This is a genomic window from Streptomyces sp. Je 1-79, assembly GCF_025195125.1.
Classification (GTDB): Bacteria; Actinomycetota; Actinomycetes; order Streptomycetales; family Streptomycetaceae; genus Streptomyces.
The window spans coordinates 257,902-272,757 of sequence record NZ_JAMGSL010000005.1 but is presented as its reverse complement, the minus strand read 5'-3'; the positions used below and the strand labels follow the sequence as shown (position 1 = coordinate 272,757).

General features: G+C 76.4%; 9 protein-coding genes. 4 read left to right on the top strand and 5 right to left on the bottom strand.

Features of this window, described 5'->3' with window-relative positions; all coding sequences use genetic code 11:
* Nucleotides 1-22: 22 nt before the first annotated feature.
* Nucleotides 23-4,960, bottom strand: a complete 4,938-nt coding sequence (locus M5362_RS11740; protein WP_260227392.1) for a CHAT domain-containing protein — start codon at nt 4,958-4,960, stop codon at nt 23-25.
* Nucleotides 4,961-5,136: 176 nt separating this feature from the next.
* On the opposite strand from M5362_RS11740, the gene M5362_RS11735 reads away from it, so the two are divergent.
* The 3 genes from M5362_RS11735 to M5362_RS11725 are packed head-to-tail and all read left to right on the top strand — an operon-like array spanning nt 5,137 to nt 7,399.
* Complete coding sequence (locus tag M5362_RS11735; RefSeq protein ID WP_260227391.1) at nt 5,137-5,772, top strand: metal ABC transporter ATP-binding protein; 636 nt, start codon at nt 5,137-5,139, stop codon at nt 5,770-5,772.
* Nucleotides 5,773-5,786: 14 nt separating this feature from the next.
* Entirely contained in the window at nt 5,787-6,632 is an 846-nt protein-coding gene (locus M5362_RS11730; RefSeq protein ID WP_260227631.1) for a metal ABC transporter permease, read from the top strand.
* A complete protein-coding gene (locus M5362_RS11725) occupies nt 6,590-7,399 on the top strand; it encodes a metal ABC transporter solute-binding protein, Zn/Mn family (RefSeq protein WP_260227390.1) in 810 nt (269 codons plus the stop codon). Before M5362_RS11730 ends, M5362_RS11725 begins: the two co-directional genes overlap by 43 nt.
* A gap of 57 nt (nt 7,400-7,456) precedes the next feature.
* Here M5362_RS11725 and M5362_RS11720 read toward each other — a convergent pair whose 3' ends face one another.
* Both M5362_RS11720 and M5362_RS11715 read right to left on the bottom strand, forming a co-directional pair.
* Nucleotides 7,457-9,238 carry a class I adenylate-forming enzyme family protein gene (locus M5362_RS11720; protein ID WP_260227389.1) on the bottom strand — a complete coding sequence of 594 codons (1,782 nt, stop codon included), beginning with the start codon at nt 9,236-9,238 and terminating at the stop codon, nt 7,457-7,459.
* The gene (locus M5362_RS11715; RefSeq protein WP_260227388.1) at nt 9,235-11,046 is read right to left on the bottom strand and encodes a CoA transferase; all 1,812 of its coding nucleotides are present in this window, start codon (nt 11,044-11,046) and stop codon (nt 9,235-9,237) included. Before M5362_RS11715 ends, M5362_RS11720 begins: the two co-directional genes overlap by 4 nt.
* 147 nt (nt 11,047-11,193) lie before the next feature.
* On the opposite strand from M5362_RS11715, the gene M5362_RS11710 reads away from it, so the two are divergent.
* Nucleotides 11,194-12,360: an acyl-CoA dehydrogenase family protein gene (locus M5362_RS11710; protein ID WP_260227387.1), complete on the top strand. Its 1,167-nt coding sequence runs from the start codon at nt 11,194-11,196 to the stop codon at nt 12,358-12,360.
* Here M5362_RS11710 and M5362_RS11705 read toward each other — a convergent pair.
* Both M5362_RS11705 and M5362_RS11700 read right to left on the bottom strand, forming a co-directional pair.
* Nucleotides 12,347-13,612 (bottom strand): sugar ABC transporter permease, encoded by a 1,266-nt coding sequence (locus M5362_RS11705; RefSeq protein ID WP_260227386.1) that lies wholly within the window; start codon nt 13,610-13,612, stop codon nt 12,347-12,349. The two genes, M5362_RS11710 and M5362_RS11705, sit on opposite strands and share 14 nt — an antisense overlap.
* Complete coding sequence (locus M5362_RS11700) at nt 13,609-14,802, bottom strand: nitrate/nitrite transporter (protein ID WP_260227385.1); 1,194 nt, start codon at nt 14,800-14,802, stop codon at nt 13,609-13,611. Before M5362_RS11700 ends, M5362_RS11705 begins: the two co-directional genes overlap by 4 nt.
* Nucleotides 14,803-14,856 lie beyond the last annotated feature (54 nt).

Below are 14,856 nucleotides of genomic sequence, written 5' to 3'. Positions count from 1 at the left end.
CGCGGGGAGCCTCCCCCCGCCGTCACGGGCCGGTGTGGATGTGCGCGGCCCACAGGTGCGGGGCGCGGGCGAGGCGCCGGCGCAGCTCGCGGACCGGGCGGTGCAGGGCCGTCGCCGGATCGACCGGGCGGCCCCGTGCGAGGTCGTCCGTGAGGGCCCCGTACAGCTTCTCCGTCAGGCGGGTCGCCACCTTGTCCGCGACGGGCCACAGGGTGCCGATCACATGCGGGTATCCGGCGAGTTGGAACGAGGCGGCCAGCTGCACCGACTCGTCGGGGAGCGTGAATCCGCCCTGCGAGGTGGAGCAGGCCGACAGGACGGCGAGGACCGCCTCGCCGGGGCGCTGCTCGGCGGCGGCGTGGGCGGTGAGCCGTCCGTCGTGGAGGATCAGCCCGCTCCGGGAGGGCTGGTGCGGCTCGCTGACGCCGTGACAGCTGAAGTGGACCCACGGGTGGGCGGGCAGGGCACGGCGGACCGCGTCGACGGTGGCGGCGGGTCCCGCGAGTTCGACGTGTGACGGGAACAGCTTGCGCAGCAGCTCGGCCTCCTGCGAGGCCCCGGGCAGGGACGGGGCGCCGGGGGTCTCGGCGAGGGTCACGATCAGCGGGCTGGGAAGGGCCGTGGCGGCGAGTGAGGGCGCGTTCCGTGCGCGGTCCAGGGCGCGCAGCGTCGGGGTGTACGAGGAGACGACCCGCTCCATGACGCTCTCGGAGCCCGCGCGGCCGGCGGCGTGCAGCGGCAGCAGTGCCAGCCAGCCGGTGGGGCACCACCACAGCCGGGGCCAGGGCGCGCCGTCGCGCGGGGTGGTCCGCAGTCCCAAGCGGTCGAGGACCGGCGCCGCGACGGCGGTCCACAGCCACTCCAGGGTCCCGGACAGCGTTCCCATCGCGGCGACGGCCTCCCGCGCCCCGCGGTCCCCGTAGGCGTCGTCGATCGCCGAGACGAACTCCGTCGCCCGGTCGAGGACTTCGAGCGGGGTGAGGGCGGGCAGCGGGACGACCTGGATGCCGTCGCGGGCGGTGACCAGGAGCGCGTCGGAGCGGTACCGGCTGACGTTGACCACGACGACCGGTCCGCCGGAGGCGGCCCCGAGCAGCTCGGCGACGGACGGCGGTGTGAGGAAGCCTTCGAGGCCGGGGAGCCGGCGGATCCGGTCGAGGAGTTCGTCCCAGGTCCGGGCCAGGGCGTGCCGTGACTCGGCGAGCAGACCGGCCCGGTGGCCGGAGTACGTGGGGTCGGCCGGTTCGAGATCGGTGGGGATCGTGTCGGGACCTGACGGCCCGGTGCCCAGGGCGTCCCGGACCCGTTCGAACTCGGCGGCGAGTTCCGGGTCCGCCGTACGCAGCCGGGAGAGGTCGCCGCGCGACTCCAGGCCCTGGGCGAGCAGGACTCCACGCCCCTGTTCGAGGAGCGTGAGGGCCGCCTCCGGGTCGCCCTGCCGCAGCGCGAGCGCGGCGGCGTCGGAGGCGAGGCCCGTGCCGGCGACGAGCCGGTCCTCCTGGTCGGCGCGGCCGAGACCGCGCGGGGCGAGGCGGGGCAGCAGGCCGACGGCGTACGTGTGGCCGGTGAGCGCCTCGGCGTCCTGGCCGGCGGCGGCAGCCGCCTCTCCCCAGGTACGGGCGGCGAGCAGGCGCTTGGACACGGAGGCGACCGGGCTGTGGGCGGCCTGCCGGGCGAGCCGCACCGCCTCTGCGAGGTCCGGCCGCCCGACGCCCTCGGACCTGACGGGACGGTCGACGGCCCCGTCGCCGAGGCGGGCGCGGGCCAACTGGGCCCGGGCGAGGACCCATTGCGCGTGGGACTCGTGGGGGTGGCCCTCGGGGAGCCGGCCGAGCGCTTCCCGGGCGGCGCCGACCCCGCGGGCGAGCAGCGGTTCGAGTGCCGGATCGGCGGTGTCCTCGGCCAGCTCCGCGGTGATCATGCAGGCGCCGGCCAGGTTGATCAGGGCGACGGTTCGCCGGGGGTGGCGGTCGTCGAGGCCCGCGACGGCCTCCTCCAGGACGCGCCTCGCCTCCGCGAGCAGCTCCGTGTCCGTGTCCTCGTCCGGGGCGCCGAGCGCGGTGCGGTGCAGCAGGACGCCGAGGCTGACCCGGGCGATGTCCCTGCCGTGCCGCTCGCCGTGGTCGAGGGAGATCGCCTCGCGCAGCAGCCCCGCCGCCTCGTCGGCCGCGGTCCGGTCGTGCGTGGCCTCGTACCGGACCCGCAGCGCCTCGGCGAGGTTGGAGAGCTGGGCGGCACGCTCGAAGGAGGTCGGCGGGGACTGCCGGACGGCGCGGCGCAGGACGTCCACGCCCTCGTCGAGCCACCTGCGGTCACCGGTCATGCGCGAGCGTCGCATCAGCGCGAGCCCCAGGTTCGACAGGACGCCCGCGCGTCCCGTGTGGTCGGCCGGGACGACGGCGGTCGCCTCGCGCAGGACGCCGATGGCGGTGCCCATGAGCGTGTCGTCGGCGGTGTCGGCCGCCCGGTCGCAGAGCGCGGTGCCGTAGCTGGTGAGGAGGGCGTGGCGCGATCCGGGGTCATGGGGGCTCGCGAGGGCCGCGCGGTAGTGGGCCAGGGCCTCTTCGCGCAGCGCCTCGTCGTAGGTGCGGAGGTGGAGTTCGGCGAGGACGTTGGCGAGGCCCGCCCGGGCGCGCGCCGTGGCGGTGTGCCGTGTTCCGGCCCCGTAGGCGTCCGTACGGTGGGAGCCCGGGTCCTCCGCCACGGCGACGGCCTGCCGGTGCCAGTGGACCGCCTCTTCGAGCGGGGCGTCGTCGCCGGTGAAACGGGACAGGGAGCGCAGCGCGGTGCCCAGGCGGGAGAGGTTCTCGCCTCTGCCCGGCGCCGTGGGGCTGGAGGCCCGTACCGCCTCGCGCAGCACCTCGACGGCCTCCCTGGCGAGACCGACGTCCGAGCGGAACTGGGCGAGGTCGTCGAGCGCGTCGCCCAGGTTGCCGAGGCGGTGCGCGCCGTAGTGGTCGCCCGGCGCGGTCGCGGCGACGGCGTCGCGGTGTGCGCGGACGCCCTCGGCCAGCAGCGCCTCGTCGGCGGTGAGGCCGCCGAGCCCCATCAGGGCGGCGCCGAGGTTCGAGCAGGCCACCGCCCTGTCGTGTCCGCCGGTCGGTGGCGCGGCCGCGACGGCGAGGCGCAGGAGGCGCACGGCCTCGCCGTACTCGTCCCGGTCCCGCGTCGCGGTGGCGTGCTCCAGGTGCACGCAGCCCAGGGAGGACAGGTACTCCGAGCGCCGCGGATCGTCCTGGTCCAGCGAGCCGAGGGCCCGGTGGATCAGGGTGATGCCCTCGCGCCGCCGCTCCTCGGCGCCGGGGCGGGGGCTGTCGCCGTGTGCGGCGGCGCGCCAGGCGAGCGCGTGCCCGAGGGCGTACGTCACCGCTGTGGTGTCGTCGCCCACGGCGTCCGTGAGGGCGAGGCACTCCCTGAACGTCCGCTCCGCCTCCGCCGCGGCCGTCTCGGCGGTCTCTCCCGCGCCGTCGCCCGTCGCCTCCAGCGTCCTGGCCAGTTCGAGCAGGACGCGCGCCCGGCGGCGCGAGTGCGGTGGGGTGTCGGCGGCGAGGCCGCGCAGCAGGGCGAGCGGTTCGGCGAGCGCCTCGGACGCGCCGCCGACGGCGCCCGCGTACACACGGAGCAGGGCGGCGAGGTCCAACGCCCGCTCCCCGTGGCGCGGGTCCTCGGCCGCGGTGGCGTCCAGCGCGCTCCGGGCGTACCCGATCGCGGCTTCCAGGTCGGCGAGGACGCCCGTCTCGACGTACCGGGTGCGCAGGACCTCGGAGAGGATGTGCTGGGCGTGGGTGTGGGCCGGGTGACCGGACGGGGCCGCCGTCAGGGCGTCACGAGCGGCGCTGTGCGCGTCTTCGAGGGCGACCGGGCTCCTGGTCTTCACCGTACGTCCGTTGAGGACGTGGGCGAGGTTGGCGAGGTAGAGGGATCCCTCGACGGGGTTGCCCGCGATCGCCGCGGCGCGACGGCAGGTGTCGACGCCCTCGTCGTGGAGCGCGGTGCGGTCCTGCCCGTGGGGGCTGTCCACCGGTGCCAGCGAGAGGGTGACCAGCGCCGTCCCCAGGTCGTTCAGGTGCGCGGCGGGCGGCGGCTGCTCCGGGCTCGCGGCGGCGGAACGGCGGAGGACCTCGACGGCCTCGGGAAGGAGCGCGGGATCGTGGAGCCCCACCGCCGCGGTGAGGAGCGCCGAGCCGAGCAGGGCGAGGTGCAGCGCGTGGTACGGATCGCCCGGCAGGCTCACCCGCAGCGTCCCGCGCAGCACGTCGACGCTCTCGCGCGCGGTCGCCGGGTCCTCCGTGGCCTCCGCCGCGTGCTTGAGGACGAGCCCCAGATTGCCCTGCCGACGGGCCTGTTCGGCCCGTTCCCCGGGTGCGGCGGCCACGGAGGCGCGGCTGTGATGGACGGCTTCGGCGAGGAGGCCGGGGCCGCCGCCGTCCCGGGATCCGTACAGCATCGTCAGGCCGAGGTCGGACAGGCAGGTGCCCTGTTCCGCGCTGCCGGCGGGGAATCCCGCGACGGCGTGGCGCAGCAGGAGGGCGGCGGCGGGCAGCAGGGCGGGATGGCGGTGCCGGGTGTACAGGGCGAGGACTCCGGCACCCGCCCGGTAGGCGTCGCCGGGGTCGGCGTCCGCCCCGGCGGGCTCGCCGGCGAGGAGGGCGAGGACCGGGGCGAGGAGGGGCGGTACGTGGGCGGGCGAGGCGCGGTGGACGTCGAGGAAGCCGATGACCGCGGAGCCGAGGGCCGCCATGTCCGTCTCCTCGCCGGCGAGGTGGCGGCACCAGTCGTAGTAGGCGATCGCGTGGACGGTGGTGAGCAGGACGTTCCCGTCCGGCAGCGTTCCGGCGCGGCGCACGGCGTCGGCGGCCTCGGCGGCCTCCTCGGTCAGGAACCAGCGCAGCGCGCCGGGATCGGCGTCCACGCGCTGCACGCGGTCCAGGATCCGCTGCGCGCTCTTCTCGGCGTCCATGCCCCCGCCACTCCCCCGTCGGCGTTCTCTCCCGCTCGGTCAACGTAGCCCAACGTGAAGGGAGTTCACCACGCGGTACCGGCCTCCCTAGGCCCGGCGCGAATTCCCCGGGAACCAGGCGGGCGTGCCGTCCGACTACCCGGGCGGACTCCACGAGGTCGGCGGGAAGGCAGGGGATGGGCGGGCTTGACGTACACATGCGGAGGGTCGCCTGCCGTCATGGCCGGGTCGAGGCCGTGACGGGGGTGGACCTGGAGATCGCGGCGGGTGAGCGTGTGGCGCTGACCGGGACCAACGGGTCGGGGAAGACCACCCTGCTGCGGGCCGTCCTGGGTCTGCACCGGCAGGTGAGCGGCTCGATCCGGGTGGGCGGGCGCGGCACCGCGTCTCCCGCGGAGTGGGCCTGGCGGCGCCGGGCGTGCGCCTGGATCCCGCAGAAGCCGGCCGCCGGCCGATTCCCGTTGCTCGCCGACGAGTTGCTGGCCAGCGGGGGCGCGGGGGCGGAGGCCGTCGAGGCGGCCGGACGGCTCGGGGTGGCGGAGCTGAGGAAGCGGCCGCTGCACACGCTCTCCGGAGGCCAGCTGCAACGCATGTACCTCGCGCGGGCGATGGGCTGTGTGGCCGCCGGGGCGCAGGTGCTGCTCGCGGACGAGCCCACCGCCGCCCTCGACTTCGCGGGGCAGGACGAGGCCGCGGACACCCTCACGTCGCTGCCGGTCACGCTGATCGTCGTCACGCACGACCGGGCCCTCGCCGAACGGTGCGACCGGGTCCTGGAGATGGCCGCCGGACGGTTGCGGGAGGTCCGGTGAATCTCGCCGCCGACATGGGGGAGCTGCTCCAGCTGGTACCGGTGCAGCGTGCCGGGTTCGCGCTGCTGCTCGCGGCGGTCGGACTGCCGGTGGTCGGTGTGGTGATCGTCGGCCTCGACATCATGCCGGTGCGTTTCGCGATGATGCACGTGGCGCTGCTCGGCATCGCCGTCGGCCTCCTGACCGGCCTGGACCCGATGGTGTGCGCGCTGGTCGCCTGCGCCCTCGCGGGCGCGGGGGTCGCTCCGCTGGCCCGTACCCCCGACGGTCTGTCCGGGGCGATGGGGCTCCTGATGAGTCTCGCCATCGCCGCCGCGCTGCTGGTGCTGGCCGTGTCGGGCGTCAACGCCTCGGGGGCGTTCGCCCTGCTGTGGGGCTCGATCCTCTCCGTCGGGACCGCCGATCTCGTCGTCCTCGGGCTGCTCGCCGTTCTCGTACCGGGCCTGTTCTGGTGGAAGCGGCGCGACGTGGCCCTGCTCCTGTACGACCGCGAGCTGGCCCAGTGCTCCGGTGTGCCGGTGCGCGCGCTGACCCTCGTCCTGCTGGTCCTGGTCGCGGTGGCGGTCGCCGGGGCGATCAAGCTGACCGGCGCGCTGCTCGTCGACGCCCTCACCCTGCTGCCCGCGCTGGCCGCCCGCCGGCTCGGCACCTCCCTGAAGTCCATCACCCTCTGGGCGATCGCGCTCGGCGTCGCCGTCAACCTGACCGGATTCCTCATCGCCCTCCAGCTGGACTGGCCTCCCGGGCCCGTCCTCGTCCTGACGGCGGGGGCGGTCGTCCTCGCCGTCCATCTCGTCCCCGAACGGAGAATCAGCTCATGGCGCGCACCCGCGTCCGCATCCCTTCCCTCCTCGCACTGAGCGCGGCCCTTCCCCTGATCCTGGCGACCGGCTGCGGCGGCGACACGGGCTCCTCCGACGACGGCGCGCGCCCGGACGACGGGAAGCCGGTCGTGGTCGTCACCACCACCTGGGAGGGGGCCTTCGCCAAGGCGGCGGGCGCCGAGGACGTCACGGTCATCGTGCCCTCCTCCACGCACCACGCGCCCGACTACGATCCCAAGCCCTCCGACCTCGCCGCCGTCGCGAAGGCCGACTTCGTGCTGTACGCGCCCTTCGAGCCGTACGCCGCGAAGATCAAGGAGGCCGCGGGCTCCGAGGCCGAGCTGGTCGAGGTGAGCCTCGACAACGACGCCGACAAGGTCCGCGCCGAAGTCGCCCGGCTCGGCAAGCTGTTCGGCACGGAGGACGCGGCGACGACGTGGAAGTCCGGCTTCGACACGGAGTACACGAAGCTGTCCCAGGAGCTGAAGGGCGCCTGGCCGGACGGGAAGAGCCCGAACGTCGTCTCGCAGGCGTTCACCGGCTGGGCGGCGAAGCTGGCGGGCGCCACCACGGTCGGTACGTACGGGCCCGAGGCCGTCACGCCCGCCCAGCTCGCGGACCTCTCGAAGAAGAAGCCCGCCCTGGTCCTCGACAACGCGCACATGTCGACCGGCACCGTGCTGCCCGACTCCGGCGCCACCCAGGTGAAGATCGTCAACTATCCGGCGGACGACCTCGACCTGCTGGGCGTCTACCGCGCGGCCGCGGACGAGTTGAAGAAGGCCATGGGAACGGCTTCCTGACCAGCCGGTCGCCGATGCCGGTGGGGGCGGTCCGCGTGGACCGCCCCCACCGTCGTGTCATCCGGCCTGTGCCGGAGCCGCGTCCGGGGCGAGCCGGGCGCGCAGGGCCGCGCGGTCGGGCTTGCCCGCGGGTGTCAGCGGGAGTGCGGCGACGGTCAGCAGACGCTCGGGGTGCTTACGGGTGTCCAGTCCGCGGTCCGTCAGGTGTGCGCCCAGCGAGGCGAGCGTCAGGGGCGCGTCGGTGCGGGGCACCACGCAGGCCGCCAGCCGCTCCCCCATCAGGCCGTCCGGCACGCCGACGCAGACGACGTCCCGGACCCCGGGGTGCGAGGCGAGGGCGCGTTCCACCTCGGCCGGGCTGATGTTGGCGCCGCCGCGGATCACGATGTCCTTGAGGCGCCCGACCACGTGGAGCACGCCCGTGGGGTCGAGGAAGCCGAGGTCCCCGGTGCGGACCCAGCCGTCGGCGGTGCGGTAGCGGGCGTCGAGCTCGGGGGCGCCGACGTAGCAGAGCGGGGTCATCGGGCCGCGGGCGACGATCTCCCCGATGCCGCCCTCCGGGAGCGGCTCGTGGGTCTCGGTGTCGGTGATGCGGATCTCGGCCACCCGGGGGTCCGGGCGGCCGGCGACGACCCCCGTTCCGTCGGTGGGCGGGGTGCGGTTCTCCAGGCCGGTGTGGCAGTTGACGCCGTCGGCGGAGCCGTACAGGTTGACGACCGCGCAGTCGAACGCCGCCGCGGCGTCGGCCGCGGTCGTCTCGTCGAGCGGTGCGCCGCCCAGGACCAGGGCGGTCGGCGCGGGCGGCTTCTCGCCGGTCGCGTCGAGCCGGTCGAGCATCATGCGGACCATGGTCGGGACGCCGAGGATGTGGGTCGGCTCGTGCTCCCGGACCGCCGCGAGCGCGGCCTCGGGGGTGAACGCGTCGAGCAGGACGAGCGTGCCGCCGTGCCGGGCCAGGGTGACGGCCGTCCCGTTCGAGCCGAACGCGGAGGCGAGCGGCACGAGGAAGAGACAGCGCGGCGGAGTGCCGTCGGGGATGAGGGAGGCGAGGAAGTTGCCGCGCCCGCCCGCGAGGGCGTTGTGGGAGTACGCGATCATCTTCGGCTCCGCCTCGGAGCCGGACGAGACGAGGATGCGGGCCGCGCTGTCGGGGTCGGGGCGGGCCGCGACGAAACCGGCCGGGTCGGAGCGCAGCAGCTGGGAGAAGGCGACGGTGCCTTCGGGCGCGGTGCCGGGGCCGGCGGCGACGACGTGCCGCAGGGCGGGCAGCACCGGGGCCAGGGCGAGCAGTTCGGCGGCCGGGTGGGCCTCGCGGTGGGCGGTCGAGGCGATGACGGCCACCGCCTCGGCCCGGCGCAGCAGGGGCTCGGCCTCCCGGGCGCCCCGGCCGGCCGGGAACGGGAGCGCGACGGCGCCGAGGGCGGCGAGGGCGAGGTCGGCGATGACGGCGTTGCGGTTGTCGGGGAGCTGGACGCCGACCACGTCGCCCTCGCGTATGCCGAGGGCGCGCAGGCCGGTGGCGAGACATCGGACCTTGCGGTCGAGGGCGGTGTAACAGAGTTTCCCCTTCGCGTCGAGGACGGCCGTGCGGTGCAGATCGGCGATCTGGCGGGCACGGAAGAGGCTGTAGAGGTCGAGGTCGGGACAGGTGCCGTCGACCGCCCAGGAACGCCGGAGCCGCGCGGGCAGGAGGTCGCGGAGGGGCGCCGTGCGGTGGGCGGCGGTGGTGGTGATCCGGGGGGCGGGGGCGGTCGCGGGGGCGGGGTCCGTGGCGGAGGCTCTCGCGGTGGCGGTGGCGGAGGCGGTTGTGGGCGCGGCGGTGGTGGTGTCGGCGGTCATGCGAAGCTCCAGGGGTCGGGGACTGCGGGGGCGCCGTGCGCGTCCCGGCTGATCGAGCCGGCGAAGCGCGGATCGTGGTGCAGGGCGGAGAGATCGGTGGTGACCGCGGTCGCGGTCAGGCCGTGGCCGCGCAGTTGACGTACCGCGTCCTCGGTGGACAGCTCGCGCAGGTCGTACGCGGCCGCCGCGGCGGCGCACGCGTCGCCCGGGGCGACCCAGCCGTCGGCCGTGGGCCGTGGGCGGCGGAAGCCCTCCGGGCGGCGCGGGTCCGCGCCACGGGCCGCGCGCCGCAGGGCCGGGGCGGTCAGCGTGTCGGCCGCGCCGAGCAGGGAGGAGTCGACGCGGACGCCGTGGCCCGTGCGCTCGCGCAGGAGGAGCCCGGCGAGGACCGCTTCGGCGCCGAGGAGGCCGCCGAGGACGTCGAGGAGGGTCATCAGGGAGGGTGCGGGCGGTTCGCCGTGCGGGCGGACGGCCTCGCCGACTCCCGTGCGGGCCTGGACCATGAAGTCCGTACCCATGGGGGCGTCGGCCAGGCGGCCGGCCCAGCCGCTCGTGTACGCGTGGACGAGCGCCGGGTTGACGGCGGCGAAGTCCTCCGCGTCGAGGCCGAGTTCGGCCGCCTTGCCCGGAGCCCAGTTGTGCAGGAAGACATCGGCGCCGGCCGCCATCTCGCGCAGTCGGCTCCGGTCGTCCGGCGACTTGATGTCGATCTCGACCGCGCGCTTGCCCCGGTTGAGGGCGAGCCAGCGGGCGGAGACGCCCGAGCAGGCGGGCGGCATGCCGCGCAGGGGGTCGCCGCCCGGCGGTTCGATCCGGATGACGTCGGCTCCCAGGAGGCCGAGGAGATGGGCGGCGAGCGGGGCCTGGATCCGGCGGCCCGCCTCCAGGACGGTCAGGCCGGCCAGCGGGCGTACGGCCGTGGGCGTCGATCCGGCGGCCGCCGGGGCGCCGGGGCGCAGGAGGCCGAACTCCCAGGGGTCGGCGCCGTCCTGTTCCGCGGCCCGCTCGGCCAGCGTGCGCAGGGCGCAGACCTCGGCTCCGGAGAGGGCGGCGGCCCGCCGGACGCGCTCCCAGCCGTGGCCGCGCGTGGTGCCGTGGAGTGCCGCCGGGAAGGGCGCGCAGGCGGTGGCGTAACGGAACTGGAAGGGGCGCCAGCCTGCCCGTATCGCCGCGGCGGGGGCGTCCAGGGCCCGCCAGAAGGCGGCCCAGGCCCCGGGGTCGAGGGTCTCCAGCTCGAAGAGGACGCCGTCGGCGGTGGTGAACGGGGGCCCACCGGGGGCGAGTTCGGCGGCCTCACCCTCGTCGGCCCCGGCGGCGGCGAGGTACTGGGAGACGGCCAGGAGCCCGGCGCGGTCGGCGGAGGTGCCGACGCGGGCGGGCGCCGTACCGCCGCGGGCCTGTGCGAGCAGGGCGGCCAGCAATCCCTGCACGGTGAGGACGCCGGTGGCGGCGGCGGTCCAGTCGGCGGCGAGCCCGCGCGGTGCGCCGTCGCGCCGGCCGTGGACGGCCATGACGCCGGTGGCGGCCTGGACGGTGGCCTCGTCGGACATCCCGTGCCGGCCGCCGTCGGCCGCCGCGGACCCTGGGCCGTCGACGGCCCAGGTCATGGCCGCCTCGACGGCGGTGAAGCCGTCGCCGCTCAACACCGCCGTTCCGGCGGGCCCTTCACCGGGCGCTCTCGGAGGGGTGGTGGCACCGAGCAGCCGTAGGTGCCGGTCGACGACGCCGGCGATCCCCGGCGGTCCGGAGGTCTCGAACCGCAGGGTGCCGAGCGGCCGGACCGTCTGCGTGGTGACGGATGACGCCATGCCTCTCCTCTCCCGGCGCGGCGGGTGGCCTGCGCCCGGCGGGTGTTGGGTGAGCGGGAACCCGAAGGCCCTCGCTCCCGACCAGTTCCACGCATGAGTCAGTCGGACAGCCGTTCCCACGGGTTCCCGGCGAAGTGGAGGAGTGACGTGCCTGATACAGCCGTGCCGGAGCGGGTGGCGGAGTTCGTACGGAGCGAGGTCGTGCCGCGCGAGCCGGTCCTCGACGCGGGAGGGCCGACGGCCTCGGCCGCCCTGCGCGAGCTGCGGGAGGAGGCCGCGGCCCGGGGGCTGTGGGCGCTGCCGCTCCCCGCCGAACTGGGCGGCGGCGGGCTGGGACTGGCGGAGTACGCCGCGTACGCCGAGGTGGAGGGCGCGAGCGACCACGGCCCTGCCGCGCTGGGTTCGGCACCCCTCCTCGACGTACGGATGCTGGCGCGCCACGGGAGCACGGGGGTACGGGACCGGTTCCTGAAGCCGCTCGTGGCCGGGGAGCTGCGGAGCTGTTACGCCATGACCGAGCCCGACGTGCCCGGCACCGACCCGTTCCTGACCGCGACCCGCGCCGAGCGGCGACCGGACGGGAGTTGGCGCGTCACGGGCCGGAAGTGGTTCACGTCGGGGGCGGCGGACGCCGACCTGGTGACCGTGCTGGCCCGCACCGACGGCGGGGACGGGGACCGGGACGGCCTGTCGCTGCTGCTCGTCCCCACCGAGGCCTCCGGGTTCCGTGTCGTGCGTGAACTGCCCGTGCTCGGAGCGGGCGGTCAGTGGGAGATCGAGCTCGACGGGGTCGTCGTCCCCGCCGACCATCTGGTCGGTTTCCGGGGGCAGGCGCTGGCCGTCGCCGGTGAACGGCTCCAGTGGGGCCGGACGTTGCGCTGTCTGCGCTGGCTGGGCCAGGCGCAGCGCGCCTTCGACCTCATGTGCGGGCGGGCGGTGTCCCGGACCGGCTCGCGGGGGCCGCTCGCCGGTCACCAGCTGGTCCAGCAGCACGTCTTCGAGGCGCTGCTGGCGCTGCGGACCACCCGCCCGCTGGTGCACGAGGCCGTGGCGCTGCTGGAGGCGGGGCGGGACGCGCGTACCGAGGTCGGGCTGGCGAAGGTGGCGGCCGCGCGGATGCTCCAGCGGGTCGCGGACGCGGCGATCCAGGTCCACGGCGCGGCGGGCCTCGGGCCGGACACCGCGCTGCCCGGGCTGTTCCGCACGGGACGCGCGGCCCGGATCCTCGACGGCCCGGACGAACTGCACATCACGTCCGTCGCGCGCCGGGTGCTGCGGGGGTACGGGGACGAGGGCGCCGCTACACGGTGGTGAGGTCCACGAGACCGGTCAGGGCGCCGAGTCCGAGGGCCAGGAAGAAGTCGCCCCAGACGAGTTCGTGCCGCACGGCGGTGCCTCGGCCGGCGTCGTAGCACCCGTCGAGGAGCCGCCCCCGGGACAGGTGCGACTCGGTCAGGCGGGAGAGGACGGCGACGGCCCGGTCCGCGTGGCCGGCCGCCCGGGCGTCGCCCAGCCGGGCGAGCTTGAGCAGGGCCACGGCGGTGATGGCGGCGGCCGAGGTGTCGAGGAGGCCGTCGGGCACGTTCTCGTCGGCGGGCGGCACGAGCGGATCACCGGGACGGGGAAGCAGGAACTCCCGTGCCGCTTGGAGGAACGGGGGGTGGGCGTGGGGGACGCGGGCGCGTGCGGCGGTCGGGGAGCTGATCCCGTCCGCCTCGTCCAGGGCTGTCCCGGATGCCGAAAGGGCGTCGGCCACGGCGAGGAGGAGCCAGGCCCGGCCGCGGCTCCAGCCCGGCGGTGGTTCCTCGCAGGGATGCCAGCCGGTGCCGTCGTCGCCCCGCCGCCAGGCCGGTCGCAGTCCCTCGGGGCGGCCGGTGCAGAGGTCGAGGTGCGTACGGAGGTGGGTGGCGGCGGCCGCGGGGGACTCGGTGGCGAGCAGGGGAACCAGGCCGGGGACGGCGTCGGCCCGGGCCAGCAGGCGCGGTCCGCCGAGCGCCGATCCCCAGGGAACCAGGCCGAGTTCGGGGTCGTGGGCGTCGAGGCAGGCCCGGGCCGCCCGCCTCCGCAGGTCGCTCGCGCCCGGGTCCTGGTCGGCGAGCGCGGTCCCGTACCAGAGGATGAGCCCCCGGGTCGCGGTGTCGGCCTCCGCCCAGGGCGCGAGCCGGGCGGTGCACGTGGAGGCCGCCGCCCTGTCTCGTTCCTCGCCGGTCTGCCGCGCCCTCAGCCAGAGGAGCCCGGCCCAGAACCCTCCGGTCCAGGAGCCACGGCGGCTCGTGGTCCAACGCCCGGTGCCGGGGTCGGCGAACAGCGGGAAGCGGTCACCGACATCGTCCCGCGTCACGGCGACCCGCCCGAGCACCGCGCCCAGCGCCTCATGGGCCCAGCCGGGGGCGTCCGCGGGCGCAGGCCCGGCCACCGACCCGCCGTCGCCCTCACGCCCCGCCACCGACCCGCGGTCGCCCCCACGCCCCGCCACCGACCCGCGGTCGCCCCCACGCCCCGCCACCGACCCGCCGTCGTCCACGCGCCGCGCCACCGGCAGCCCGCCCTCCGCGCGCCGGGTCATGACGGCGCGCCCGGCCGGGCCGAGCGGTCCCTGGTCGCCCAGAGGAGGGCGACCGCGCAGGCCGCCGCGAACTCCGTGGCCACCAGGAGCCATCCCGTGCCGTAGCGGCCGGTCTCGGCCAGGAGGCCGAAGAGCGGAGGGCCCACGGCGAAACCGGTGAAGAATCCGGCCGCGACGAGGGCGGAGTCCTGGCCCGCGCGGCCGGGGGCCGCCCGTTGCAGGACGAGGACCATCGAGACCGCGTTGCCGGAGACGGCGAAGACGCCGACCGCCGCGGCGGCCACCCACGCCAGCGGCGCCACAACCGGCGCCGCCGCGAGCAGCAGCGCCGCGCCGACCGCTCCGGCGGCCAGCAGGCCCGGCAGCCACTCGGCGCGGCCGGGGCGGGCCGCCCGCGACCAGCCGACACGGCCGACGATCCCCGCCACGCCCAGGACGGCCACGAGCGCACCGGCGGCGGTCGGTCCGAGCCCCAGTTCCCGCGTGCCGAACAGCGCGAGATACGTGTTCACCGAGGCGATCCCGCAGCCCAGGAAGAGCGAGAAGACGGCCAGCCAGGCGATCAGGCCCCGGGGGACGAGCGAACGCCCGCCCGAGGGCGCGGCCTTGGACGCGGGCGGGTCGGCGGGGAGAGCGCGCCACGCCCACAGGCCGGTGAGCAGCGCCGTACCGGCGGCGGTCCACACCGCACCGCGCCACCCCACACCGCCCGCCAGCGCGGCCAGCGGCAGACCCGCGGCGAACGCGCCGAGCTGGACGCCGGACTGCTTCGTCCCGGTCACCGCGCCCCGGCGGTCCGGGGGCACCGCGGCCAGAACGGCCTTGTTGGTCGCCGGGTTGGCCAGCGCCTGCGGCAGGCCACCGAGCGCGACCGCGCCGAGGAGGAGCCCCGCCCCCGGCGCCGCGCCGATCAGCGCGAGCGCCGTCGCCGAGATGAGGAGGAGCAGGACGAGCGACCGGCGGGGCCCGATCCGGTCCACGACGCGGCCGCCGGACGGCGAGAGCACCGCGGCCGTACCGAAGCCGATGGTCGTCGTCAGCCCGAGCAGGGTGGGCGAGATGCCCAACTCGTCGACCAGCCGGGGGCCGAGCGCGCCGAGCAGGAACAGCTGAAGCATCGAGAACGCCATCGCGCACGTGAGCAGCGCCGTGAGCCGGCTCCCCGCCCGCCTGTCCCCCGTCTTTTCCATGCGCGAGTGGTCGGATCAGGAGGTTCCGCGGTTCCCACGGCCCCTTGTGACGTG

Bases quoted from the DNA above. Each gene is read 5' to 3' on its own strand.
- M5362_RS11740 (WP_260227392.1), bottom strand. From the start codon at position 4,960: ATGGACGCCGAGAAGAGCGCGCAGCGGATCCTGGACCGCGTGCAGCGC.
- M5362_RS11715 (WP_260227388.1), bottom strand. From the start codon at position 11,046: ATGGCGTCATCCGTCACCACGCAGACGGTCCGGCCGCTCGGCACCCTG.
- M5362_RS11705 (WP_260227386.1), bottom strand. From the start codon at position 13,612: ATGACCCGGCGCGCGGAGGGCGGGCTGCCGGTGGCGCGGCGCGTGGAC.
- M5362_RS11735 (WP_260227391.1), top strand. From the start codon at position 5,137: ATGGGCGGGCTTGACGTACACATGCGGAGGGTCGCCTGCCGTCATGGC.
- M5362_RS11720 (WP_260227389.1), bottom strand. From the start codon at position 9,238: ATGACCGCCGACACCACCACCGCCGCGCCCACAACCGCCTCCGCCACC.
- M5362_RS11725 (WP_260227390.1), top strand. From the start codon at position 6,590: ATGGCGCGCACCCGCGTCCGCATCCCTTCCCTCCTCGCACTGAGCGCG.
- M5362_RS11700 (WP_260227385.1), bottom strand. From the start codon at position 14,802: ATGGAAAAGACGGGGGACAGGCGGGCGGGGAGCCGGCTCACGGCGCTG.
- M5362_RS11730 (WP_260227631.1), top strand. From the start codon at position 5,787: ATGGGGGAGCTGCTCCAGCTGGTACCGGTGCAGCGTGCCGGGTTCGCG.